The organism is Brasilonema bromeliae SPC951, assembly GCF_012912135.1.
Lineage (GTDB): Bacteria > Cyanobacteriota > Cyanobacteriia > Cyanobacteriales > Nostocaceae > Brasilonema > Brasilonema bromeliae.
On the sequence record NZ_QMEB01000075.1, the window covers coordinates 1 to 23,876 of the forward strand.

Below are 23,876 nucleotides of genomic sequence, written 5' to 3' on the forward strand. Positions count from 1 at the left end.
ATGTTAAATAATGTTACAAAACTTTATAAGTAATTTAATTTTTGATATTGGACACCGTGACTTGTCTTTGGATCATTGCATGAAACCATCTGGTATGTAGAATGGTCATTTATAGCTCATAGCCGCGAACTCCTCCCTCCGTTTATGACCATTACAAAAAGTCCCCAACTAAGATTTTTACGGTTTCCCAAAAGCCCCACCCTTTCCCAGCAACTGATGCTGATTGGGTTAACTATGACTCTATTTTTCGTGTTCCTAGCTCTTTTCGCTCCCTTACTTCAGCTATTGGGTTTGGTGCAAAACCCCATAGATTCCTTAAGTAACCCCATTCAAGAACCACCCTCACTTCAACATTGGTTTGGTACTAGCCGCGAAGGCTATGACGTCTTCTCTCGCACTCTATTCGGTGCTCAAGCTGCCTTGCAAGTTGTTTTATTAGCTACGGCTATAAGTATGTTTGTTGGTGTACCTCTGGGTATGTTGAGTGGCTACGCGGGGGGTAGATTAGATAAAGCATTACTATTCATTATGGATAGTATCTACACTTTACCGGGGCTGCTACTTTCGATAACGCTAGCATTTATCGTGGGACGTGGAATCTTAAACGCGGCTCTTGCTATCAGCATTGCTTATGTACCACAGTATTATCGTGTTGTTCGCAACCACACTGTGAGTGTTAAAACTGAAGTGTTCATTGAAGCAGCACAAGCAATGGGTGCCAACACCTGGCAGGTTCTTTCTCGATACCTGTTTTTCAACGTGATTCAAAGCGTACCTGTGCTTTTTACCCTTAACGCTGCTGACGCAATCTTGATTCTGGGCGGTTTGGGCTTTTTAGGGTTAGGGCTTCCAAGAGAAACGCCAGAATGGGGACGCGATTTACAACAAGCTTTGCAAGCGCTACCCGTTGGTGTTTGGTGGACTGCGCTTTTCCCCGGATTAGCAATGACAATAATGGTCGTGGGACTGTCGTTATTTGGTGAGGGGTTAAATGAGTATATCAATCCGCGTTTACGAAAAGACATCCGGAAATAGTCGAGAGTTATTTGTTATTAAATAGTGGTTAGTCGTCAATACAACAACTAACGATAAGAAAAGCATACTTGAGATCGTTTGCTACCCTAATATCTGTTGTACTTGTCATTGAGAGATTTGTGTGAAAGATAACTTTTCTTTAATTGCTGCCGCTGCTGGTGGCTTCATGCTTTCCGTTGCCCTGACTGGCATTTTAAGAGGTGCGCCAGTCGCATCTTTGCAGGGTAACCCCGGTTTTCATTCCCTGACTGTCGCTACTTTACAACCCGCACCAAAGACTAGTGAAAATGTAGAATTTTTTGGTAGCAAAACTGGTAAAAAATGAAGTAGCAGATTTGGCAGCGCTGGCAATAAATTTTATAGCTGATGTAGTGGATTGTTTTTTGAGCGTACGAATAACTAGATTTACCTGAAAAGTCTAGTTTCATTCATTTTTGTGAGCGTTTGCTCATGCTGCCTCTTGCAAAAGTCAATTTTTTGGAATATGGAACCACAGTTAACAATTCAAAATTCGCTCATTCGTCTTGGAAAGTTTGCTCTGTCGGGAAACCAACGCCCTTCGGGTTCGCCAGTCGCCTACGGAGGGTTTCCCGACAGAGGGATCTGGCGTTGGGGTTCCCCCAAAGTCTGCCGGGGGAAGCAACCCAAGCGGCGAGCTTTGACCGTTGTGGCGACTGCGGAGGTTCCTCCGAGGGTGCACCTGGCGTGGTTGGGGGGATCTTCAAAATATTAAAACGTTAACCGAACCGTATTGTCCCCTCTCCTTAATAAGGAGAGGGGTGCCCGTCAGGGCGGGGTGAGGTGAGACCAGTGCTGCGGGAGGGTTTCCCTCCGCAGGCATCTGGCGTTAGCGCAGCGTGCGCTTTGCGCATACCCGAAGGGTAATACATATGAATGCAACGCGCGTATAAAACTAAAAAGTAAAAGGAGCGATCGCCGCAATCTCCGGATCTGAGTTACCCACCTGACTCGTGCTAAGTATCCATAAAGACGCTCCCTGTTTATGAAATATCTCAGTCACGCTATCACTGGCTTTTCGTGGCAAAATGCTTCGCCAACTCACCAAAGCTTTCAAGATTTGTTGTAGAGGACTGTCTGCAAGAGAACTGCCTATCGTTGTAGTAGAAGAGTTCTCCCAGTCAGCTCGTGCTATCCCAAAGGGTAACAGATCATGTCTGATAGCTTTGTCTAACTTCACCAACTGCTTAAAACTAGTGGCATATTCGGGATGACGAAGTAACCAGTTTTTAAACTCAGGATTATTTTTGATCGCATACGCAATATCTTTAGCATCGAATTGAATGGCAGCCTGAATAACTTTAATCGCTGCATATAATGCCTGGTTAGAATCTTGAGCACAGTTGTTTGCAGGACCGACATAAGTTGCACCCATCCCATCTCCAATCCGGTAACGCGCTGTCATGATTTCCAACTCACGCACCAAAACTCCCAAGAGTGTGCGTTTGACTTCATCAGCATCGTAGTCATTTGTGAGAGCATCTAATTTAATCAGCGTATCGCAAACGGGACGAATTCCTAACCAACCAAACTGGCGATCGCCCATATAACGAGTCCAAGAAAGCGTACCTGCAATCAGCCCATCAACGTTGTGAGTGTAAACTTGGTGATACTCAATCTCAAAGCGTAACTCTCCTGTCAGGGGTTCGCGCACCACTTCTGCGACCCCATAGGCACTATGACCAAAGTAGACAGGGGCTTTCGCTGCGATTTCTCGTTTTTTGCCGCCAATACCGCCATAAACGTGTAAAAGCAAAGCACACTCACCTTCACGCCATTTGGACACTGCTTGCGGAATATCTTTACTCTTGCGATTCAAAATCACAGATTGTATTTGTCCTTTCTTTGTGATGATATTATTCCAAGAGCGTTTCTTGAGATATTCCATCGCTAGTTTTCTGCCAACAACCACCTCTCGGGGTTGGACTCGCAACAAAGCACGGGGGGCTAAGGCCTGCACAACAAACATTCCGGCAGCGTTTTTTGCACCGTAAATATACCAGCCTGTCTCGTTCAGGGGAGACTTTTCCAGACCATCCTTAGTTGATGAAGAAATGTTTTGCTCAGAAGGAATCACCTCAGGCAAAAGCACGACTTCCTCAACAGAGTTAAACTTACGCGAAGCGCGATTGAAATGTATAACCCGAAACTGTTCGCTTCCTGGCTGAATGGGCTGCAAAAACCTCACTAATCCATAAAAGCGTCCAGAAATTTGAACTGGTTCACTTGTAATGTAAAGGGTAATTTTCCCATTCTGTTCCACCACAACAGGCTCGCGCAGCTTTACGATTATATCATCATTCGGTCTTGAACCAGCCAGCGACTCCAATGGTGTCACCTGACGCCAGTGATTTATCCGAATGGGAACAATTTTCCCCCGTGTGTAGTTGTATAGTGCTTCCGCGTTGAAGTGAACATCCTTTTTGGTTGACTGAACCGATACTTTTGATTCGGGATCGTCAATCCATTGTAAATACACGACTTGTCCGACCAAATGTTGATGTTTAGTATCTGCGTGATGCACTTCAAACAGAACACCTGATTGGCGTTGCTCTTTTGGCGGTAAAATTAGTCTTCCCATCCAAGGGGCGATTGGTTCATAAAATTCTGTGTTGACCGACTGATTTAAAGGATAGTATTCTGGTCGATTAAACGCAGCTTCTCGATACCGTTCGTAATTGCTAAGCTTTGTGATCACGAGTTCTTCATTGTAGGGATACTCGTCTCGCAAAATTCCTGATATGATGTCAACTGTTTGACGCAGATAGCTGCGACCATCACTTAAGAATTTCTTGTCATCTAAAGGACCACCCGCGCCCATATGACCGACTGGACCGAGTGAAACAAAACTGATTTTACCTAGCCGTTTGGCACGGTTCCAGTAGGATAAGAAGAAGACTTTCCACCGCTTTGCAAACAAAATCGGACCTAAGCGCTCAACTGGGTCTTTGTCACCCACGAGATGGTAAAGATGTTCTGCCAATAGTGCATTAGTATTTCCACTGATGACGCCAGCTAAAGAAATGACTTCAATGGGTGCCTTGTCTAGTGCTTGCTTGAGATAAGAAAGTGCTCCCATTGCTATCTGTCCACCACCGCTGAAACCAATCAGTGTAATTGGGACTGCGCTACCAGGTTTGTAACCGTGGTTAATCAGGCTATTGTACATAACCTGCGCTGTACCTTGATTATAAATTGGTCCGAAGCGCTGGTCAGCAGAAACCGCAACAACAAGCAAATTGCGAATATTAATCGCTAAGGTGAGCAAAGCGTTGAATATACTACCAGTCTTGGATTGACTGCGTCGTTCAGCGAAGCGCCAAAAGGGCGAAAGTATTCCACCTTCGGTCAGTGGTCGATTGAAGACTGAGTAAGGGATGATTCCTTTAATGAGCACGGTATTATCTGGTAAAGCGATCGCTAACTCATGCAAAAACTGATCGCCATCTGGGAAGTACTTGAATGAAGCTTGACCAATGCCATCAAGGTAAATAACATAACGAACAACATTCGTTTGCGGTGGGATTTCTTGTTCTAATATTCCTAGGTTGAGTTTAGTATCAACTTTATCACCATACCAACCAGCCCACCAACCCAAGGCTTCGAGGGGTGCTAGGAGTCCAGCAAAGAGGACAGCAATAAAACTAATTTGTAACAAATCGACTGTTAGCTTTAACGCACCTCCCAAAGCGTTGTACCAACCTAACCACAGATGACTCAGTTCCGGAAAGAGTACAGTACAAAGTACGGCAATGAAAACAATTCCTAAAAATATGCTCACTCGCTTCACATTCATACTCTTGTATTGTCTCCTTTATCACCTGCGTTATTTTGGTTGATCCTACGTAATATCTGCGGTCCCGCTTGCAGAAGTTGTTCTACTCCTTGCATATCTGTCACCAAGTGTGTTCCCGCCACTGTATTAGACAGCCACTTGCCAAGTATTGCAACTGGTCGTCCAATAGTGCGCTGCACAATCTGAAAGACAACCCATCCCAACACACCGCACCACAGCGCTTGCCAAATACCAACACCAATGGCGACACGCAAGCCCATGACAAATATTAACAGTGTCCAAATAGAAAGCAAGACTTGAATTGCCACACCCAAATAAGGCAATGCCACTAAAAAACTCAATATCAGCGGTGCGTAAGCGAATCCTAATGTAGACCACACGATGTTATAGGGGATATTAGCACGAAATAGTATAAAGCTCACCAGCCATGTACTTAAACCCCAAAATAACACGGTGAATACAAATAACACAGATGAAATGAATAGACTCAGAAGAAAGCGAATTGGTCTGACTCGGTTAATGAATAGTACCGTCCCCTGACCTACAGCTTGAGAAAACCCAGCAACGAGTACGATGTAAAAGGCTGCTTTTGAAGCTTGGGGTAGGGTTTGAATCAGATTAAAGGCTTCGGGGTTGAGGGCGATCGCTCCACCTGCAAGCTCCCAAAATCTGTCGAGGGCAGTTTGTGTCATGGCAAATGGCATAAAAAAGCTGATAACTGTTTTAGTTGTTATAGTGTATGTTAATTCACCTTAAAATTCAGTATTAACTCTGTTTTTTTTATTTGCTCTTGACTAAACGCGGCTTGCTTGAGATGAGCTAAAAAAGTTCTATTGCTATACCTGGAATCTAGGTAAATAGCTTTGGTATAAACTTTTTTGGCGGTATTTTGATTACCACTGTCCCAATAGGCGATCGCACTAGCAACTAAAGGGTGAGGATTATTTGGTTCAAGAATAGCAGCACGGTTACCAGTGACAATAGCTAAGTTATAAATTTGTAATCTATGCAACGCTAAACTTAAGTTAAAGTAGGCAATTTCATTATCTGGCTTGAGAATAGCTGCCAAAGTATGAACCAGAACTGCTCCTGTTAAGTTGCTATCAACGAGATAGACAATTCCCAAAGCATTGTAAGCAGGAACAAAGGTAGGCTTTTGATATATTGCTTGCCATAAAGATTGTGCTGCTTGTTGATCATGTCCAGCTAAATGCAATGTCCAACCCAAATTAACTCGTCCCATAAGATTTTTGGGTTCGAGTTCCACAGATTTTTGCATTGCGGTAATTGCTTCAGGTAGCCGTCCTTGTTGACGATACAAAAGCCCTAATTGTCGATAGTCACCAGCGGTATTGGCTGCACTGGCTAAAGGTGTACCGAGAGCAAAAGTCAAGAATAAAGATGTACAAATTCCACTGGTTATCTTTACTTTTGCTGGTTTCAACACCTTCATTTTGAGTTTCCTTTATCAGTTATCAGTTATCAGTTATCAGTTATCAGTTATCAGTTATCAGTTATCAGTTTCACTGTTCACTGTTCACTGTTCACTGTTCACTGTTTGAAGGAGTTTATCTTAATCCAACATTTTGGGGTCAATTCCCAAAGCATCGAGTTGTTCAGGACTCAGGGAGCGCAACTTCTCTACAATTGTCTCGCGCTTGTGTCGTTCAACCTCAGCCCTTTGTCGTTCAACCTCAGCGCGTTCTTCACCTGTTAGGAGTAAATTTCCCTGTGCATTCCACCATCGTAACCAAGGTAGCTCTGCATTTTGATACCGCCCTTGCCAGATTCCTAATTCTACCGCCAATGGCGCAATCAGGTAATGTCCTCGTTCGTTGGGTCTCATGAGTTGATAAGTATTATCCAGGAGGCGATAGACTTCTAAGAGTGCCTTTTCTACCTCATAAATCGCATAATAAGGGACGCGAATTGCCTGCTCATAAACCCAAAACTTGCCCACTGTCCCGTCTTCCCTCAGAGATGGCGGCGTTCTATCTCGTTCCTCACTTCCATCTCCTGATACAAACTCAATCACAATCAACGGCGCGACGTACTCCTTCCACAAAACGTAGGAACGCCGAATTTTTCCATTTAGAGTTGGCGGGACATTCGGGACGTAAAACCAATCCGGTGCTTCTGCTCCTTTTTGTGGCGGATCGGTTAATCGCCAGTAAATACCAGAATCCTGCCCGATACAATATTGACCATCAGGATGCAGTTGCTCTAGGATGGGTTTAATTGAGTCTGTGAGTAAGATACTCTGGGGATGTTCTTGCAGGTTTTTCACAAATGTCCCATCAGAATCTGGCAACTGCGTGTGGTCGGGTAAACTTAATACCGAGTCGGTAGCTGTAGTGACGAAGGTCATAGGCTTCACCAGGTATCCATCTGATTTTCATTTTATTTATTTTTCGGAAATGTCTAGCAAACAAGATTTCAACTTCTGATAAACCTGCACCTGCTGGTTGTTCTGCACCAGATACTAGTGTTTCACCACAGGAACTTCGCCCGGTACAGAAACCCGGTTTCGATAAAGTTACCGGGTTTCTCAGAGATCTCAGGTCCTGCAAAGTAGCTTTGACAGACTACTAGTCTAAACTCCAGTTGTTTTAGGTAGGCAAAGCATAATTTGAATTTGCTGCGCCTATAAAGACTTTAGCAAGTCTTATTCTCGACTCTTTGGCATCTACGCCAAAGAGTTTTTTTATGACACAGAAGGATCTTCGGTTGCTTTCATCTTTTGTAAAAGCTGTTGAACTTGGTAAACTTTATCAGGTCTATTTTGTGTCTTGAAAATATTCAAAGCTTTGTTCACAGATGCCAACGCCTCATCTCGGTTGCCTTTTTGCCATAGCACTTGTCCTAGACTTGCCAGCGCATCAGCATATTCTGGGTTAATTTTTAGTGCTTTTTGAAACTCTGCAATAGCTTCTTCCCACCGAGTTTGGCTAGCAAGAGCAATGCCCATCGCATTATGAGCAAGGGCGTAGCTTGAATTGAGACGAATGGCTTGTTTGTATTCACCAATTGCTTCTTCAGCTTTGTCTTGTTGATAAAGAACATTCCCTAGTTGATAGTGTGCAAAAGCATCTTTGGGAAATTTTTTAATCAACTTGCGTAAATTTTCCTCTGCAGCTGCGAAGTTCCGCTGATTATAGGAAACATTTGCTTCTTGAATGAGACGCGATCGCTCTTGTTCGTTCCGATCTCCTATTTGTGCTAGTATAAAATTGCTCGCGTTAGCCCTCTTGTTCTGGGGCAACGTTGAGAGCGTATCATGAGTCACAACAGAATCATTATTATTTTTTTGGGGATATGTAGTATCGGCTAGTACTAATGGTAATGTATCAATAACAGATAATGACCCCAGTATCATATAAATAAGAGGTTTAGCAAATACCGAGTAAGTTAGGCTTTTCAGGTTCATCACGCACATTACCTGAATAATTTATCGTTAATGGTTTTAGGGAAGCACATTCAGCATCAAGTAGAATCAGCATATGCTGTTGAGAACATTTTACCTAAAATTTCCACTTTCAAAAATTAACCCTTAATGGGATATTTTTGTCTATATGTGAATCAGACATCAGGGTAAGAGCGTTCGCCCTTGTTTTGCCAAGCTTGTTCCTCCCGCAACACGCGGACTCAAAGCAGAGACTTTGGGCAATAGGGGGGTTAAGATGTGATCATCGCATCCTAAAGATCATACTGTAGAAATAAAAAGCTTTAGCGATAGAAAGTCATTCAACTCAGTTGAAGTATAATTAACACGTATTGATTGCACGCGATCAGTAAATGGTAACTGCTAATGTGGTAACAGGTAATGGCTCATGCCTCATCCAATTACCGATTACCGATTACTAACAATTACTGATAAAGGTTAGGAGTAAAATTGACTAGCAATATCAATAGAAATTTTCAACATCAAGTCTCTTGGCAGAAGCGCCTACAGTACAAGTTCGACAACTTTATGTCGAAGGGAGGGCTGTCAGTATTTTTGGCATTGTTATCCCTATTTTTTGGAACTTTTGTTGTCATGACAATTGTTCGTTATATATCTGAATTGTTGTTTCCCAACACAGATGTAGAAAGTAGTTCAGAGTTGTACTGGGAGGTATTCGTACAGCTTATTGGGCTGAGAGACACAGGAGACAATGCCAATTTAGCGACTAAGATTATTGGTGTTATCACAATTTTTCTCGGTTTAGTTTTGTTCTCCAGCCTAGTAGCTTTCATTACCCAAGAATTTGAATCAAGACTTCAGATATTGCGTCAGGGTCAAAGCCCAGTCATAGAAGAAAATCATACACTGATTTTAGGATTTAGCGACAGAGTTATAGACATTATCAAAGAGTTAGTAGTTGGTAATGAATCAGAAGCAGACGCAGTAGTTGTTATCCTATCTCAAAAAGATAAAGAGGAGATGGATAATTTCCTCCGAAATAATCTCGGCGATCTTAAAACCACAAGAGTGGTGACTCGCAATGGCATAATCACTAATTTAAATGAATTAGATAAAGTTGGAATAAAAGTTGCTAAATCGGTGATCATTTTGAATGATGCCAAAACTTCAGATCCCGATGAATTGAAGACTTTAGCAGATGCACGGGTTGTCAAAGCAGTCTTGGCAGTGGTGGCAGCTAACGAAGAAGACTCCGTGCCATCTATTGTCGTAGAATTACACTCGCAGCAATATCGCCGACTCGCTGAAAATATTGCTCCTGGAGCAGTCACCACTCTGAATGAAGCTGATATTTTGGCTCGGATTTTAGTTCAGACTTCGCGGAGTGTAGGACTAGCAGCAGTTTATTTAAACTTAGTGGGTTTTGAAGGTAACGAATTCTATTTCTATCGTCCAGAAAAAGGTTGGCAGAGCGTGAATTTTGGTGAACTACCATTTCATTTTTCAAATGGTATACCCATAGGTGTGCGTCATGCAAATGCCACCCTAACAATAAAACCAAGCAAAGATTACCAGTTAGTTGAAAGTGATGAAGCTATTGTTTTGGCAGAAGATGACTCAAGCATCCAATTTCATCCACAATCTGTCGTGCAACCTAAGAATTTTAGCTATAGTGACTGTTGCAAAACCCTAGAGCAAAAACCTGAAAGGCATCTTATTATTGGCTGGAACAGTAAAACTCCTATAACTTTAAGAGAATATGCCAAATACCTGATTTCTGGTTCAGAGGTTAACCTGGTGGTACAGGATTTAACATCACAAGTGAAAGCTGAATTTGATACTATTGCCAAAAATTACTCACAGATCAAGATGGATGCTCTGCAAGTCAATCTGGACTCAGTTGAGCAGCTTCTTCGCCTCAAACCCTATGAATATAACAGCATCTCAATTTTGGCTCTTAGAGGGGAAAATTCGGAAGAAATTGATGCTAAAACTCTCACCATTTTGTTAGAATTGCGGCAAATTTTCCGAGAATATACTGCCGAAACCAAAAACCAAGTCACCACCGAATTAATTGCAGAAATAATTGACTCACAAGACACCGATCTGGTGATTAAAGCAGGTGTGAAAGACTTTCTCCTCACCAACCAATTTGTCTCTAAAATTCTCGCTCAGGTATCTCAAGAGCCTAGTGTGATGTCAATCTATGACGATTTGTTTTCAGTAGACGGGAGCGAACTGTATATCAAGCCTATATCGCTTTACTTCTCAAGCAAAGAACTTGGTAGGTTGACTTTCGCTGACTGTGTAAAAGCTGCACAAGAACGTGACGAATTGTGTCTTGGTGTAAAAATTAGCGCACTAGCTCAAAATAAAAATCAAAATTTTGGGATTGACTTAGTACCAAGTCTAGATAAGCCGCTAAATTTAACTTTTAATGATGCACTGATTACTTTAGCTGAGGATGAAACATGACAAGCTAATTTACAAGTTCTCATACTAATTCCGCTTTTATAACCCCCTTTTTATCCTGGCACAGGTGTAGTTATACCAGACTTGTCCGTCTGCGCGGACTAATGAAAAAGGGGGGGTTTAAGATTTTTGACTCTAACAGCAACCGTATTGGGATAAAGATGACAACTACACTAAAAATATCACAGCAACAGTCAAACTGATTTCGTTATATTTTTTTCAAATCATAAGACACTTGCAATAATCCGGAGTCATAGGTTTTCACATCTTTCAACTCAAGTGCTGTTTCCAAGCTTGGATCGTTCACAATCAATGGAATTCCATTTCTTAAAAGAATTGGATGTATCGAGAGAATCAATTCATCGACAAAACCGTATTTCATGAAATAATGAATTGTCTGTGCTCCCCCAACTAACCAAATATCATGACCGCTCGATTGACGCAACGCGTGAATGAAGTCTTTCCAATTTTCCTTCACAAATTCCACGTTGTTATCTCTTTCGACTTGCACAGTTTTTGAGAAAACAAAACCTTTTTTATCTTTGTATGGGTATTCCCCAAATGTAAGTACTTGGTAATATGTTTTACTTCCCATCAGTACTGTATCAATTTGGGTAGAGAACTCATTGTAACCGTAGTCTTGGTCGGTAAATAGCCAATCTACCTCTCCTGATGTCCTCGCAATGTATCCGTCAAGACTAGAGGCAATGAATAACCGTATTTTTCGCATGGTCTTATTGCTTCCCTTTCAAGGACTTTGCAGATTATAGCGGTTTTCAACTCAGTAGAATACAACATACCCCTTACGGGGTACGTTACTAGATATATTTTTCCGTCTGTGCAGAAGGTTTCGGTTTAGTAAAACCAAATATACTAAACAGCCAGTGATACCATTGTTCGTTAGTGATAAAAACCTTTAATGCTGACTCCAAATCGACATCCAAATCTTTATTTTGAACATCGATAATTAGTTTATATGTCAATTCCAAGTGAATTCTATCTTCCTTAGTAAATAAACCAAAGTTACCATTGGGAGAATTTTTTAGTTGTTCTACTCTTTCTTGAGCTACTTGACCTTTAATTTTAGTTAAGCGTTCATCGCGAAATAACCCAAAGCGGTCTTGAGGATGTGAGGATACAAGCTCATTAAAATTACCAATTCGACTTGTAAAAGAGGTGGTATTTGGAGGAATTTGAAGAAATGCTATGACATAGTTTTCGTGGTCAGTTTCAATGACAATATGTTCTGGCAACACTCGTTTACCTAGCCGATACAAAGTTAATTTGATAGGTTTGAGATGATTGAAAGCCTCGGCAATGGTCTTTAGTTTCCCTATATCATCCGAGTCAGAAATGATAGGAATATTGACGTACTGCTGTTCAAGAGAAGCTTTCTGCCGAGTTAAATATTCAACGACATATTCTTCTATTTGCTGCTCTTGGGTCTTAACATCAGGAACAAGCTTTTTACGCAGTTCTCTCATGTCAACCGAACCAGGTTTTTGCATCTCCTCTATTATATTGAGAAATACTTCCGTCAATATCTGCTGCTGTTGCTGCACGACTCGCAACTGAATAATTAGTTTTTCTTCTTCATCCAATTTGCGAACATTTTCCCTTATAGCAGGTAAAGGAATCTGACGAACTCTGTAATTGTAGTAGTCAGCAGCTCGGTTTAAAACCGCACGGATAGATTTTTGTTCAAGAATATCCTCTAAGTCTTCTGGGAAAAATATCTGCTCCAAAGGAACATTGAGAGTTTTAAGTTTGACTTCAAGAATGGCTTTTAGTTCTGTTTCGTCAGGTCTTTGTAGAAAAATTTGGTATTGAGATACCCGACCAATAATTGAGTTATCAAAGCTGTTCTGAAACTGTTCCCAACGTTCGGGAAACATATTAAGGATAATTAAGCTATTTGGGACGTGAGTGAAAATCTCCTTGATAGTCTCCCCAAAATTAAGCAATATCTCTCGGTTATGAGGAAGTCCCAATCCTTCAAGCTGATCGAAGATGATAATTAAAGGCTCATCCAGGATAGATAGTTTACCTAAAACTGAAATAGCTTCTAAAGAAAACGCTTCCTGGCTAAGGTCTTCCCCCCAGTTCGGCAAACCAACATATTCTGCTTCCTCAGTAGATAAAATGTTGGCTGCTAACCAACGAGTCACAATTTCTTTGCGTTTTGAATCAGTGTAGCTACAATACTTGATAATTCCTTTGAGGATTGAAGGTGCAAAACCTCCAGCGGAGTAATAACTGACCCACCATTCATTGAATCGTTTCTCAATGTGCTGCCAGTACTCTCGCTTACGCAGAGTTCCTTCTCCGCCAAGGGCATCTATATTTTTATCCTTGAGTGCTTTAAGAATGTCTTGGTCTTTGTTGGTAAGATTTGGGAAAGTAGCGACAATTTTATGAAAGCTATTAACAATTAAATAGTCTAATTGAGTAAATGTTCCAACTCGCTCGACTAAAGACTCCAAAATCCGACTGTAAATATGGTACAGCACTGACTTAGGATGGTTGGGTTGACGGATAAAAAGCAGTCGATTACTCGATAATCGTGCTTGTGCTAATCTCATCATCAGATGAGTTTTACCAGAACCTGGTTCTCCAATGACCACCGCCCCTTTACTTTGACGATTAGAGTCTAGCTTAATGTCTTTTAAGATTGACTCAAGGGTAATAAACTCTTTGTGATAGGTATCAAGGTAATCAGGATGATTTTGAAAAGGGGTATCAACCCGACTACCACTAAAAGGATTAGGTTGCTCTTTTAATTGCTCGTTCATTAACTTACGATAAAGGTGATAGGTAAATTCAGCATCATATCGGGCAGCATGAGCCAGACCCTTGATAAAGTAGCGGTTATTAACCCGTAGATTTAAATATTTACTGAGGTACTCTAAAGAGTAGCTTTCAAGATCTAACCAATAATTTTTAGCTTTATTCCAAGTACACTCAAATTCTAAATTGGGCAATTTCAAACCAGCAGAACGAAAACTAGACTGGAGGACCTTGAGATCATGCTCAGCATAATGACAAACTATTTTCTTACCCTGAACAATAGTCAAAAATTCTGTTAACAGAGTTTTCAGACTTTTAAGGTTAGGTACATTGCTGGTGTTATTCGGATGGTTTTTAGAAAATGCTTCATATATGACACGTCCTTGACTATCCACAATTGCCAGTTCACTTAATTCTGGGTTGCCTTCAGTATCGAGAACTACAAAGTCCATATGACGCTAACTCTAAATACTTTGGTAACAAATCCGATCGCGACAAGGATGGGTATTCATTTTCTAACAGTTTATTGTGGTTGTGGATACTCAACTGTTTCGCCTCATCTTTGCGTCAACCCAATTAAAAAGCGAAGTTCACGAATGAACTGACTAATTTCTAGCTGGTTGATTGTTAAGGGTTTTTGAATGGTCATGTAGTGTAAAATGTTCCAGTTCATAATGATGTCGCAAGTACTTGGCTACACTTAAGCTACATTCAAACTTCAATATCATCCGGAAATATACAGAAAAAATTTTTGATGAGAGCCATGTTAAGTGGATTTGCGGGGCAGAGATGACGGGCGATATCGCACGCACGGTTAACCGCTTGTCCGTGCGACTAGTGAGAAGAGCCAAGCCAGCAGCAATGTCAGCAAATTTGCTGAGAGTCAAGTAGAGTTGTAACCTTCTCAACAATTCTATCTGGGTCAGTGATAAACTATTGGGCTAGATTGCGATTGCTTACAACTGGAGTTTAGACTATTAATCGCTGCGTTTGTTATAGGTTGTTTTGAATGTAACGCGCGTATATCACTGATAGTATTGTGGAAAAAATAGACTCTCTTACCACAGAACGGTTCTATTTTGGAGATATCTAGTAGTTATTTGAGTTTTAGCTGTGGTCAAGATAACTGTTTTGAGATCATTGAGGCAAACTGAGTCGTGAAGAAGCGAATTCGCACTGTGCTGTTTATCGTCTTGGCTACTGTCACGCTTGTAATTGCAATAGTAGGAAGACCCATCATCCATATCAGCTTAACAGCTTGGAACGACCGAAGCGAAATTCAACCTCTACCCCCAGGCTTGATTGATGATGCCAGTCGCCTCAACTCTACCCCCGTCCTTGTTCGAGAGGTTCCTGACAACCCGAAAAAAGCTGTTCAGGTGCTTCAAGAACTATTAAAAGTAGCACGGTCTACTGGAAAAAAAGTCGCACTTGCAGGAGCACGCCATAGCATGGGTGGTCACACTATCTATGCTGATGGCATCTCGCTAGATATGTCTAACTTCAAACACATGGCACTTGATGAGAAAACCAACGTCCTCCATGTGGGATCAGGAGCGAGATGGGCAGACATTATTCCCTATCTCAACGCTCATGGTCGTTCGGTTGCACTGATGCAATCCAATAACGATTTTTCAATCGGCGGTACCATGAGTGCGAATGCCCACGGTTGGCAGCACAATAGCCCTCATGAGTGCCTCCACCGTAAACAGCTTTCGACTTATGCTAGCTGATGGCTCTGTCGTTCATTGCTCAAGAAGCGAAAATGCGGAACTCTTCTCTCTCGTTCTGGGAGGTTACGGGCTGTTCGGCATCATTCTAGACGTTGATCTGCAAGTAGTCAAAAACGAAATGTACTTGGCTCAACGAGTGATTATTCCAACTCAGCAATATGTGGACATTTTTGAAGAACTCGTCAACCGAGTAACGGACATTGGGATGGTGTACGGCAGGATTTCTGTTGCTCCTGACTACTTCCTCAAGGAAGCCATATTGACTATTTATCGTCGAAACCCGTCTAAAGATGGCAAAATTTCACCCTTAAATGAACACTCTCGTAGGGGTTTGACACGAACTGTCTTTCGTGGCGAAGTCGGAAGTAACTATGGTAAAAACCTTCGTTGGCAATTGGAGAAGGCGTTAGGAGGAGAAGCCGGAAGCAACGTCTCTCGCAACCAAATTCTCAACCGCTCATCCAAATTGCTTGAGAATCAAAAGCTTGCATCAACTGATATCCTTCATGAATATTTCATTCCGCCAAAGTCGATGGAGACATTTTTGGAAAAGTGTCGTACTATTATTCCCAAGCACAATGGCGATTTGCTCAACATCACCGTGCGTAACGTTCATCGGGATTCAGACAGTTTTCTGCGTTACGCCGACCAAAATTTGTTTGGTCTGGTCATGCTGTTCCACCAGCACCGCACCCCCAACGCCGAAGTTCAGATGAAAGCGATGACGACTGAACTCATTGATGCCGTGCTTTCGGTGGGAGGTAGGTACTATCTCCCGTATCGCCTGCATGCTACTAAGGAACAATTTGCTCGTGCCTATCCCCAAGCACAGGAGTTTTTTGCCCTAAAACGCAAATACGACTCAAAGGAAGTCTTCCAGAATCAGTTCTATCTAAAATACGGTAAGCAGTAACCTAAGTTAATTAGTATAAAAAAAACATCTATATTAATAAGGCCAATCGCTTGTTCCTTCTGTTAACACGCTCTGCCTGCCTGCAACCACACAAGACTCCCCTCTACTTTTTTATACCTCATCCCAGTTCTGCTTAACAGTCCAATTGAACTATTAAAGGGTGAAACTCCACTTTTAGTCTAAACTCCACAAGAAAGAACTGAGATGGTAGTCATCCTACGCCCTTTCCATCAGCATATTCAATCTTTTGAAACTTGCTGAATCATCCACAATTTGTTACAAAAGTACAAAGAACTTCTATAAACTTAAACTAGAATGCTAGGCGGACTTACTGGTTTAACAGATCCTAAAGGCACTGACTGGGGCGAGCAAATGCTCAACACTGTCGCGAGCCAAACGATTCGCCGCTTGTTCACTCAAAGCGAGTCAGTGGAAGTCTCTGTTCGCTGCTATCCTTCAAGCAAGCTCTTGCAGGGTAGCATCGATAGCTTTAAAATGAAAGGCCGTGGCTTAGTTATCCGCAGACAATTCGCTGCTGAGGAACTTTCTGTAGAAACTGATGCCGTTGCCATTGACTTTAGCTCCGTTTTGAGCGGTAAGCTACGTCTGAAGCAACCTACTCAGGCTATTGCTCAAGTTGTCTTACTAGAAGCAGGTATCAACGAATCTTTTAAAGCAGAATTGGTGAGAAAGCGCTTAGAAAATCTTACTGCACCAGCACTGACAGCGTTATCTGGTGGTCAACCAGTCTCTTTTCCCGAAGTCCAGATAAAGTTATTGCCTCAAAACCGATTGCGAATTTTAGCCAAGGCAGATTTAAACAACGGTACACTTGTACCACTAAATATGACTGTGACTATAGGTATTGAACGGCGACGACGTGTTTCTTTTAAAGACCCAGAAATTGATCTTAACGAGGTACCAGAAGCACAAAAGGAAATCTCACGAACCTTGAGTTTAGCGTTGGTGGAAATTTTAGATAATATGGTGGATTTAGACCGCTTTGACTTGGATGGGGTGAAAATGCGTCTTAATCGTTTAGAAACAGAGGGTGAACGGCTCATTTTTAGTGGTTATGCAGAGATTGAGCGTATCCCCAAAAATCCCTGATTTCCATTCATCTTTATCTGCTGGAGGCAGAGCTTCTAAAATAGCATTCCCAGGCTCAGCCTGGGAACGAGAAATTAAGTGTTGAGTTAGCGACCAATACCTACGTACTGGAAGCCCGCTCTAACCATTATCTCAGGATCAAGGAAATTACGACCGTCAATCATGACAGGGTGGCTCATCAACTGTGCCATTTTCGCGTAATCCAAGTTTTTGAACTGCTGCCATTCGGTCACAAGCACTAAAGCGTCACAGCCATCAGCAAGTCTTTCGGCATCGGTTTCTACCAGCACACCAGAAAGACCATGACGCATACCTGTTTGAGAAACAATTGGGTCGTATGCCTTAACTCTAGCTCCCAATCTATTCAACTGCTCAATAACATTAAGCGCTGGAGCATCCCGCATATCATCAGTATCAGGCTTAAAGGTTAAACCCAGCAATCCCACAGTTTTACCTTTAAGAATTTTCAGGGTTTGTTGGAGTTTTTCAATGGCAAGCAACCGCTGGCGTTCGTTGACACTCACAGCAGCTTTGAGCAATTGTGTCTCGTAACCGTAGTCATCTGCGGTGTGAATGAGCGCAGAAACATCTTTGGGGAAGCAAGAACCACCCCAACCAATACCAGCGTTTAAGAACTTGTTACCAATACGGGAGTCTAAACCGATACCTTTTGCCACTTGAGTGACGTCGGCACCAACGCGATCGCAAATATTTGCAACTTCGTTAATAAAACTAATTTTGGTTGCCAAAAAAGCATTAGCAGCGTACTTAATCATCTCCGCTGAACTCAAGTCTGTGACCAGCACTGGTACTGGGGGTAGAGATGGATCAGTTGCAAACTTGCGCTCTACAATGGGGGTATACAGTTCTTTCATCATGGCGATCGCCCTAGGACTGTTGCCTCCTAGGACGATACGATCAGGATTAAAAGTATCATATACTGCCGAGCCCTCACGTAAAAACTCTGGATTACTGACAACATCAAATTGAGCTGTAATCTCAGGTAACTTATCGTAGGTTGGCGCTCCACCTGCTGTGATCAGTGTATTTTGGCGTTCGGCTATGCCATCTAACACAATCATCCGCACCCAGTCTCCCGAACCAATGGGCACTGTGGATTTATTGACAATCACCTTATACCCACCGTCTAAATGGGCACCAATACCACGGGCGACTGCTTCAACATAGCGGGTATCGCTTTCCCCTGTTGGTAAAGGTGGCGTTCCCACAGCAATAAATAAAATTTCCCCGTGGGCGACTCCTGCAGCTAAGTCTGATGAGAACTCAATCTTACCTGTACTAATGGCAGACTGCATAATATCTGACAGTCCAGGCTCAAAGATGGGCGACTGCCCGGACTTCATTATTTTGACTTTCTCTTCGTTGTTATCTATACAAACAACATCATGCCCGATGTGAGCTAAACATGCACCTGTGACTAAACCAACATAACCAGTACCGATGACACAAACACGCATTTTGTGCTAATCCTCGCTTTTTGGGGTTAATTTTTTGAGAAGATATTTTCCGTTTTCAAGTCCTGAGTATCAAACTCTCCGAATCATTACTCTTGAGGCGATATCGCCCTTGTGCATCGAGGGGTTTCCCTTCTAGGAAGGCTGGGAGCTACTAGGGGGCGCTACACGCTCGCGGAAATCTTCTATAGTCAGCTTTAACCCCTGTTGCAAAGCAATACTAGGTTCCCAATTTAACCAAGTTTTTGCCCTTGTAATGTCGGGACGACGGCGACGTGGATCGTCAGAAGGTAATGGTTCAAACTTGATCTGTGCGTCGGGGTTCACTAAATCTTGTACTGTTTTCGCCAATTCTAGAATCGTATACTCATCAGGATTTCCCAAATTGACTGGACCAACGTATTCGTTATTCATCAGTCGTATCAGTCCGTCTACCAAATCTGATACGTAACAAAAACTACGGGTTTGCAAACCCTCTCCGTAAACGGTTAAAGGAATACCCCGCAATGCTTGAACGACAAAGTTGCTCACAACTCGACCATCGTTTTCTAGCATTCGAGGTCCATAAGTGTTAAATATGCGGGCTACCCGAACATCGACTTTATTTTGTCTATAATAATCAAATGTCAAAGTCTCAGCAATCCTTTTGCCTTCGTCGTAACATGAGCGAATTCCAATAGGATTAACGTTACCCCAGTATTCCTCACTTTGAGGATGAACTTCTGGATCACCGTAAACTTCACTTGTAGAAGCTAATAAAAGCCGTGCCTTGACACGTTTAGCCAACCCTAACATATTAAGCGTCCCCATGACGTTAGTTTTGACAGTTTTCACGGGGTTGTACTGATAATGTACTGGGGAAGCTGGACAAGCCAGATGGTAAATTTGATCAACTTCCAAGCGAATTGGTTCTGTAATGTCATGGCGGATCATTTCAAAGGAAGGATGATCTAACCACTTGAGTATGTTCCGTTTGTGTCCTGTGTAAAAGTTATCCAAGCACAGGATATCGTCTCCATTAGCTATTAATCGGTCGATTAGATGGGAGCCAATAAACCCAGCACCGCCCGTCACCAAAATTCTCATAGTTCCCCAATTACTTACAGATATTTGCAGTAGTGATTGCGCTTGTCTTCAGATGACCCAGCCTTGAAACCAAAGTACACTACTTGTGTCTCATTGAGAAGGTTTTGTTAAACCTAGCAGTTTGACCATGAATGCTTTTTTGTTATCTTTGCATCTTTTGGCTTCAAATTTGAATTATTTCAGTCACAAATACCTTTGTTTCCATTAGAAAAATAGCAAAATCATCTGCAAAATGTAAGCTTTATCGCTAGATTTCACCAAATCTTTAAGAATATAAAGTTTTCCGTAGAATTTCAAAACTTTTACTCACGTAAAGTTGGTCAAATTTTCACCCACAAACTCAAGAAGCTAAGTAAAACAAGCTTTGGCTTATATTCAGTATGAATTCTGTATAACTGAGTCAAGAAATTCAGATCTATGCTCTTGTCAACAATCTTTGATTTGAGAGTCTTCAGTTAAGGGGGATTACCAATCTTCCTTTAATGACATTCACAGATTCTGAGTTTTGTGTTCTGCTTTCTTGTTCATAGAAGAGGAAAACTTTTTCCGTTTCATTTTTCCAGTCCTGTTAATAGGTGTGAAATGTGGGAAAAGTAAGTTTTCTAGATTATGATCCTTGCTGAAGTTTTTGTTCTTTGAATTCAGACCAGGTTGCGTTCTGATAGAGGTCAAAAAAATAACATGCTCACCAGTTCATATATATCTTGGTAAAACCGACGATTTTTGAGGGGTTCTTTGAGGATCACAGTCAAAAGTTAAAAAGAACTCTTCTTAACTGAACTGTACTGACATATAACCATGTTGAATTACACAATTCCCTCTGACATAGCAGCGGTGGTGCTACTGGTAACTTCAGTTTGTACAACGACATCCTGAGTACGTTGAGGTTCTCCTAGCATAACAATTGAACAGGTGAGTTGCTTAGCCAATTGAGTTGTGACATCGCTAATGGCTAATCCTCCGGGAACAGTGCGATTGCGTATAAAAGGTAATACGACTAAGTCATATAGTCGCGCTGCTTGCAAAATCGCTTGGGCAGTATTTTCATGAGCTATAATTTGGATTTCTGGTGGATTTTGCAGTGCTAATCTAGAAATCAATAGAGATAGTTGCGATCGCCTCCAAGCAATCTTACTTGAACTAGTACGTCGTTCGCAGACATTTAGTATGGTAACTTGAGCTTGATTTGCATCTGCTAAAATCTGGGCAAATTTTACGGGCTGCAATGAAGGTGTCATCAAATTTTCCAATGGTACCAAGATGCGCTGAAATTTTTTTGGTGATTCCACCAGACGTGTGACTGCTACTGGACAATGGGATGCCCACAAAACGTTATCAATGACGTTACCAAATAAACGTGCTTTGAATCCAGTACGTTTACCCCAACCCATGATAATCAAACTAGCCTTTTGTTCTCGAGAAGCCCTGCTAATTCCTTGGGCAAAAGCATCGTCAATTCTCAGCAATGGTTGTGCTTCGACTCCCAAGACTTTACTCAGTGCTGTGGCTTTTGCCAGTAACCGGTGACTTCTTTGCACAGAAGCGTCTAATTGGGGTGCATCCATGTGAGCAAAAGCAGTTGCGATCGCTAGTGGTATAATTCTGCCATGAGACTCTCGTGCCAATAGCGCCGCCATTTCAATAAGGTACTGTTGTGTTTGAGGATTGTGGACAGGTACTACTATAGTGTATGAGCTATCGTTTTCTTCTTGCTTCTGGTAAGCTGGGTTGACACTCTGTTGGTCCTTAATTCCTGAGTTCGTCAAACCTGCAGCGACTCGACTGGTTATAAATGGTCCCAAGGTTGAAGTGATGAGCATAAGGACAATAACGCTAGTCAATATCCTAGAATCAAGCAGACCAGCTCGATATCCCATAATGGTTGCTCCTAACGTTGCACCCACTTGAGGCACAGATAGTGACCACATTGTTAGCGTTTCTTGCCAGTTGTAGCGATAAACGAGTTTTGCCAAAAAAGCAGCGATAAATTTACTTGCTACTAAACCGATAATAATAAAGAACGTGAACTGTAGGGTCTCAATGCTTTGTAAAAAGGCAGGCACATTAATGAGCAAGCCAAGGTTCACAAAGAAGATGGGAATAAACAACACACTGCCAACAAACACGACCTTTTCTTTAACTGGACCTTCTCCCACAGTTTCATTAACAGCCAACCCTGCTAAAAAGGCTCCAACAATTTTTTCTACTCCAATCAATTGTGCTCCCACAGTAGCAAGAAAAACAGAGAGTAGCACAAACAAAAACTGATTGCCCTCTTCATCACCAGAACGCCGAAAAAATTGTTTCCCTGCCCAATCAAAACCTACCAAAACGACAATTGAGTAGAGTGCTAATAAAGTTACCAACGTCATCAGCCGTCCAAAGCTGAATGGTCCAGCTTTCATTGCTACACAGATGGCTAACACCAACAGGGCAGCAATATCAGTAAAAATAGTGGCTCCAATAGTAACAGTTATAGCTTCGTTATTGACCACACCCAAACGACTAAGAATGGGATATGCCAAAAGGGTATGAGATGCGAACAAAGAGCCAATTAATATTGACGAATTCCAGTCAAAGTCAAAAAACCGCCCAACAAGAGTTCCCACGAGTAAAGGAACCAAAAAGCTCAAACTGCCAAATCCCAACGACTGATTTTTTGTGCGACGAAACTGCTCTATATCTATTTCTAACCCTGCGACAAACATTAAGTAAACTAACCCAATATCTGATAACAGAGTCCTGAACGCTGATTCTGTGTGTAATAAATTCCAGCCGTAAGGACCAAGCACGACACCGGAAACTAGCAAACCCACTAATCCTGGTAGTTGCAACCGCTCAAACAGAATCGGTACGACTAAAATGACTACCAGTAAAATCACAAAAGGAACGATTGGTTCCTTGCCGAAAACTTGGGAAGTTGATTCCAGCGCAAGAACTTGTGAGATGAGTTCCATAGGTAGGACGCAGAAGTGGGCATAGTGAGGCTTTGATTACTTAAGCGTAATCGCTGAATTTATTCAACTGCAAAAGTCACCCCAATGAAAAAAATCAAAAAACCTTGCCTAGATTACCTAAACGATGATCACTGAACTAACTACCTATGGATGGATCTGGCTCAATATGAACCGTAAGCGATCGTAGTCGTCTTTAAGCAACACGCTCAAGGTACGTCCAGCTTTGATGATCCATTGTCGATCAGCTTTGCGTAACTGATAAACTTCTCGAATGGCAGCTGCAGTTAAAGATTCTACAGGAGCACCATTGACAGAAAGTAGTGTTCGCAAAAAATCTAGTTGTTCGGTAAACTTAATAATTGCTTCGCTTTCACATCGGTAAACTGCTTGATGAACTTGTGGGGGACGAGGAGGCAGATACTGAAATACCCTAGCATTTGAAAAATGAGCATCTGGTGATTGCTCAAATCCTACAATTGCAGCACGAAACTCTGTTTTTAGCATAGCAAATATCTGGGGTTGTTCCTCTCGCAAGTCCTGCAATGACAATCCTAGAGCCACTGCCCGATGTACGGAATCCACAGGCATAGTTGTTGCAGAATACACCACAGCATAAATTTGATTGCCTGACTCCTCATCAACTGAACGTACCCAGCTGCCAAAGGGAGGCATAGAGGGAAAGCTCAAATCGTCGGGTTCCAAACACTGAGCTAAAAATTCGCAACTAGAAGTCTCGATAACCTCCGCGATATGATTTGGATGGCGATCGCTTCTATCAAACTGTGGTAAAGGAAGGCGCATAAACTATTCAAAAAAAAGAATTCAGCAATTCCACCAGTCACCAAGTCACAAGTCAGAACGCAATTAGTGAGGTCAAGAAACCCTCAAGTCAGGAACCACTTGCACTCCGCAGCCATTCTGACTCCTGAGTCCTGAATGGCAGTCGCACGCCACATGCTATCTCCTGCACAGACGCTACGCGAACAACGGAGGACAGCGACGCACCGCAGTGGCTCCTCAAGTCGCGAAACCCTTTTGGCAGAGCCAGCACGAGGAAAACCCGCCCACGGGGCTGCTTCCTCGTGACTAAC

The 23,876-nt window shown here is 42.2% G+C and carries 19 protein-coding genes; 7 read left to right on the forward strand and 12 right to left on the reverse strand.

Features of this window, described 5'->3' with window-relative positions:
- Positions 1-144 precede the first annotated feature (144 nt).
- The 3 genes from DP116_RS11660 (at position 145) to DP116_RS11670 (ending at position 1,768) form a co-directional block, all read left to right on the forward strand.
- Positions 145-1,035, forward strand: a complete 891-nt coding sequence (locus DP116_RS11660) for an ABC transporter permease (protein ID WP_169155345.1) — start codon at positions 145-147, stop codon at positions 1,033-1,035.
- Between the two features lie 121 nt (positions 1,036-1,156).
- Complete coding sequence (locus DP116_RS11665) at positions 1,157-1,360, forward strand: hypothetical protein (RefSeq protein ID WP_169155346.1); 204 nt, start codon at positions 1,157-1,159, stop codon at positions 1,358-1,360.
- 159 nt (positions 1,361-1,519) lie between these two features.
- Entirely contained in the window at positions 1,520-1,768 is a 249-nt protein-coding gene (locus DP116_RS11670) for a hypothetical protein (RefSeq protein ID WP_169155347.1), read from the forward strand.
- A gap of 180 nt (positions 1,769-1,948) precedes the next feature.
- Here the strand turns inward: DP116_RS11670 and DP116_RS11675 are convergent, their stop codons facing one another.
- The 5 genes from DP116_RS11675 to DP116_RS11695 all read right to left on the reverse strand — a co-directional run bounded on the left by DP116_RS11675 (position 1,949) and on the right by DP116_RS11695 (position 8,276).
- A complete protein-coding gene (locus tag DP116_RS11675; protein ID WP_169155348.1) occupies positions 1,949-4,849 on the reverse strand; it encodes a CAAX protease in 2,901 nt (966 codons plus the stop codon).
- Positions 4,846-5,553 (reverse strand): hypothetical protein, encoded by a 708-nt coding sequence (locus DP116_RS11680; protein ID WP_246275590.1) that lies wholly within the window; start codon positions 5,551-5,553, stop codon positions 4,846-4,848. The genes DP116_RS11675 and DP116_RS11680 overlap by 4 nt, the downstream gene beginning before the upstream one ends.
- 38 nt (positions 5,554-5,591) lie before the next feature.
- A complete protein-coding gene (locus tag DP116_RS11685) occupies positions 5,592-6,302 on the reverse strand; it encodes a tetratricopeptide repeat protein (protein WP_169155349.1) in 711 nt (236 codons plus the stop codon).
- Positions 6,303-6,422: 120 nt separating this feature from the next.
- Positions 6,423-7,217 carry a Uma2 family endonuclease gene (locus DP116_RS11690; RefSeq protein WP_169155350.1) on the reverse strand — a complete coding sequence of 265 codons (795 nt, stop codon included), beginning with the start codon at positions 7,215-7,217 and terminating at the stop codon, positions 6,423-6,425.
- 336 nt (positions 7,218-7,553) lie between these two features.
- Positions 7,554-8,276: a tetratricopeptide repeat protein gene (locus DP116_RS11695; protein WP_169155360.1), complete on the reverse strand. Its 723-nt coding sequence runs from the start codon at positions 8,274-8,276 to the stop codon at positions 7,554-7,556.
- Positions 8,277-8,741: 465 nt separating this feature from the next.
- Here DP116_RS11695 and DP116_RS11700 point away from each other — a divergent pair, with 465 nt between their 5' ends.
- Positions 8,742-10,727 (forward strand): CASTOR/POLLUX-related putative ion channel, encoded by a 1,986-nt coding sequence (locus tag DP116_RS11700; protein ID WP_211173219.1) that lies wholly within the window; start codon positions 8,742-8,744, stop codon positions 10,725-10,727.
- 205 nt (positions 10,728-10,932) lie between these two features.
- Here DP116_RS11700 and DP116_RS11705 read toward each other — a convergent pair whose 3' ends face one another.
- Both DP116_RS11705 and DP116_RS11710 read right to left on the reverse strand, forming a co-directional pair.
- On the reverse strand, positions 10,933-11,454 hold the full coding sequence (locus DP116_RS11705; RefSeq protein WP_169155351.1) for a dihydrofolate reductase family protein: 522 nt from the start codon (positions 11,452-11,454) through the stop codon (positions 10,933-10,935).
- An 88-nt stretch (positions 11,455-11,542) separates the two neighbouring features.
- Positions 11,543-13,963 carry a 3'-5' exonuclease family protein gene (locus tag DP116_RS11710; protein WP_169155352.1) on the reverse strand — a complete coding sequence of 807 codons (2,421 nt, stop codon included), beginning with the start codon at positions 13,961-13,963 and terminating at the stop codon, positions 11,543-11,545.
- Between the two features lie 705 nt (positions 13,964-14,668).
- On the opposite strand from DP116_RS11710, the gene DP116_RS11715 reads away from it, so the two are divergent.
- The 3 genes from DP116_RS11715 (at position 14,669) to DP116_RS11725 (ending at position 17,267) form a co-directional block, all read left to right on the forward strand.
- Positions 14,669-15,244, forward strand: a complete 576-nt coding sequence (locus DP116_RS11715; RefSeq protein ID WP_169155353.1) for an FAD-binding protein — start codon at positions 14,669-14,671, stop codon at positions 15,242-15,244.
- Complete coding sequence (locus DP116_RS11720) at positions 15,234-16,157, forward strand: D-arabinono-1,4-lactone oxidase (protein ID WP_169155354.1); 924 nt, start codon at positions 15,234-15,236, stop codon at positions 16,155-16,157. Before DP116_RS11715 ends, DP116_RS11720 begins: the two co-directional genes overlap by 11 nt.
- 315 nt (positions 16,158-16,472) lie before the next feature.
- Entirely contained in the window at positions 16,473-17,267 is a 795-nt protein-coding gene (locus DP116_RS11725; protein WP_169155355.1) for an LmeA family phospholipid-binding protein, read from the forward strand.
- Positions 17,268-17,353: 86 nt separating this feature from the next.
- On the opposite strand, the gene DP116_RS11730 is transcribed toward DP116_RS11725, so the two are convergent.
- From DP116_RS11730 to DP116_RS28550, 5 genes are all read right to left on the reverse strand, one after another.
- On the reverse strand, positions 17,354-18,745 hold the full coding sequence (locus tag DP116_RS11730; RefSeq protein ID WP_169155356.1) for a UDP-glucose dehydrogenase family protein: 1,392 nt from the start codon (positions 18,743-18,745) through the stop codon (positions 17,354-17,356).
- 132 nt (positions 18,746-18,877) lie between these two features.
- Positions 18,878-19,828, reverse strand: coding sequence for a UDP-glucuronic acid decarboxylase family protein (locus DP116_RS11735; protein ID WP_169155357.1), 951 nt, complete (start codon positions 19,826-19,828; stop codon positions 18,878-18,880).
- A gap of 806 nt (positions 19,829-20,634) precedes the next feature.
- Positions 20,635-22,785 carry a cation:proton antiporter domain-containing protein gene (locus tag DP116_RS11740; RefSeq protein WP_169155358.1) on the reverse strand — a complete coding sequence of 717 codons (2,151 nt, stop codon included), beginning with the start codon at positions 22,783-22,785 and terminating at the stop codon, positions 20,635-20,637.
- 144 nt (positions 22,786-22,929) lie between these two features.
- Positions 22,930-23,586 carry an HAS-barrel domain-containing protein gene (locus tag DP116_RS11745; protein ID WP_048869648.1) on the reverse strand — a complete coding sequence of 219 codons (657 nt, stop codon included), beginning with the start codon at positions 23,584-23,586 and terminating at the stop codon, positions 22,930-22,932.
- Between the two features lie 88 nt (positions 23,587-23,674).
- Positions 23,675-23,876, reverse strand: a 202-nt coding sequence (locus DP116_RS28550; protein ID WP_211173220.1) for a hypothetical protein, incomplete at its 5' end; no start/stop codon positions are given.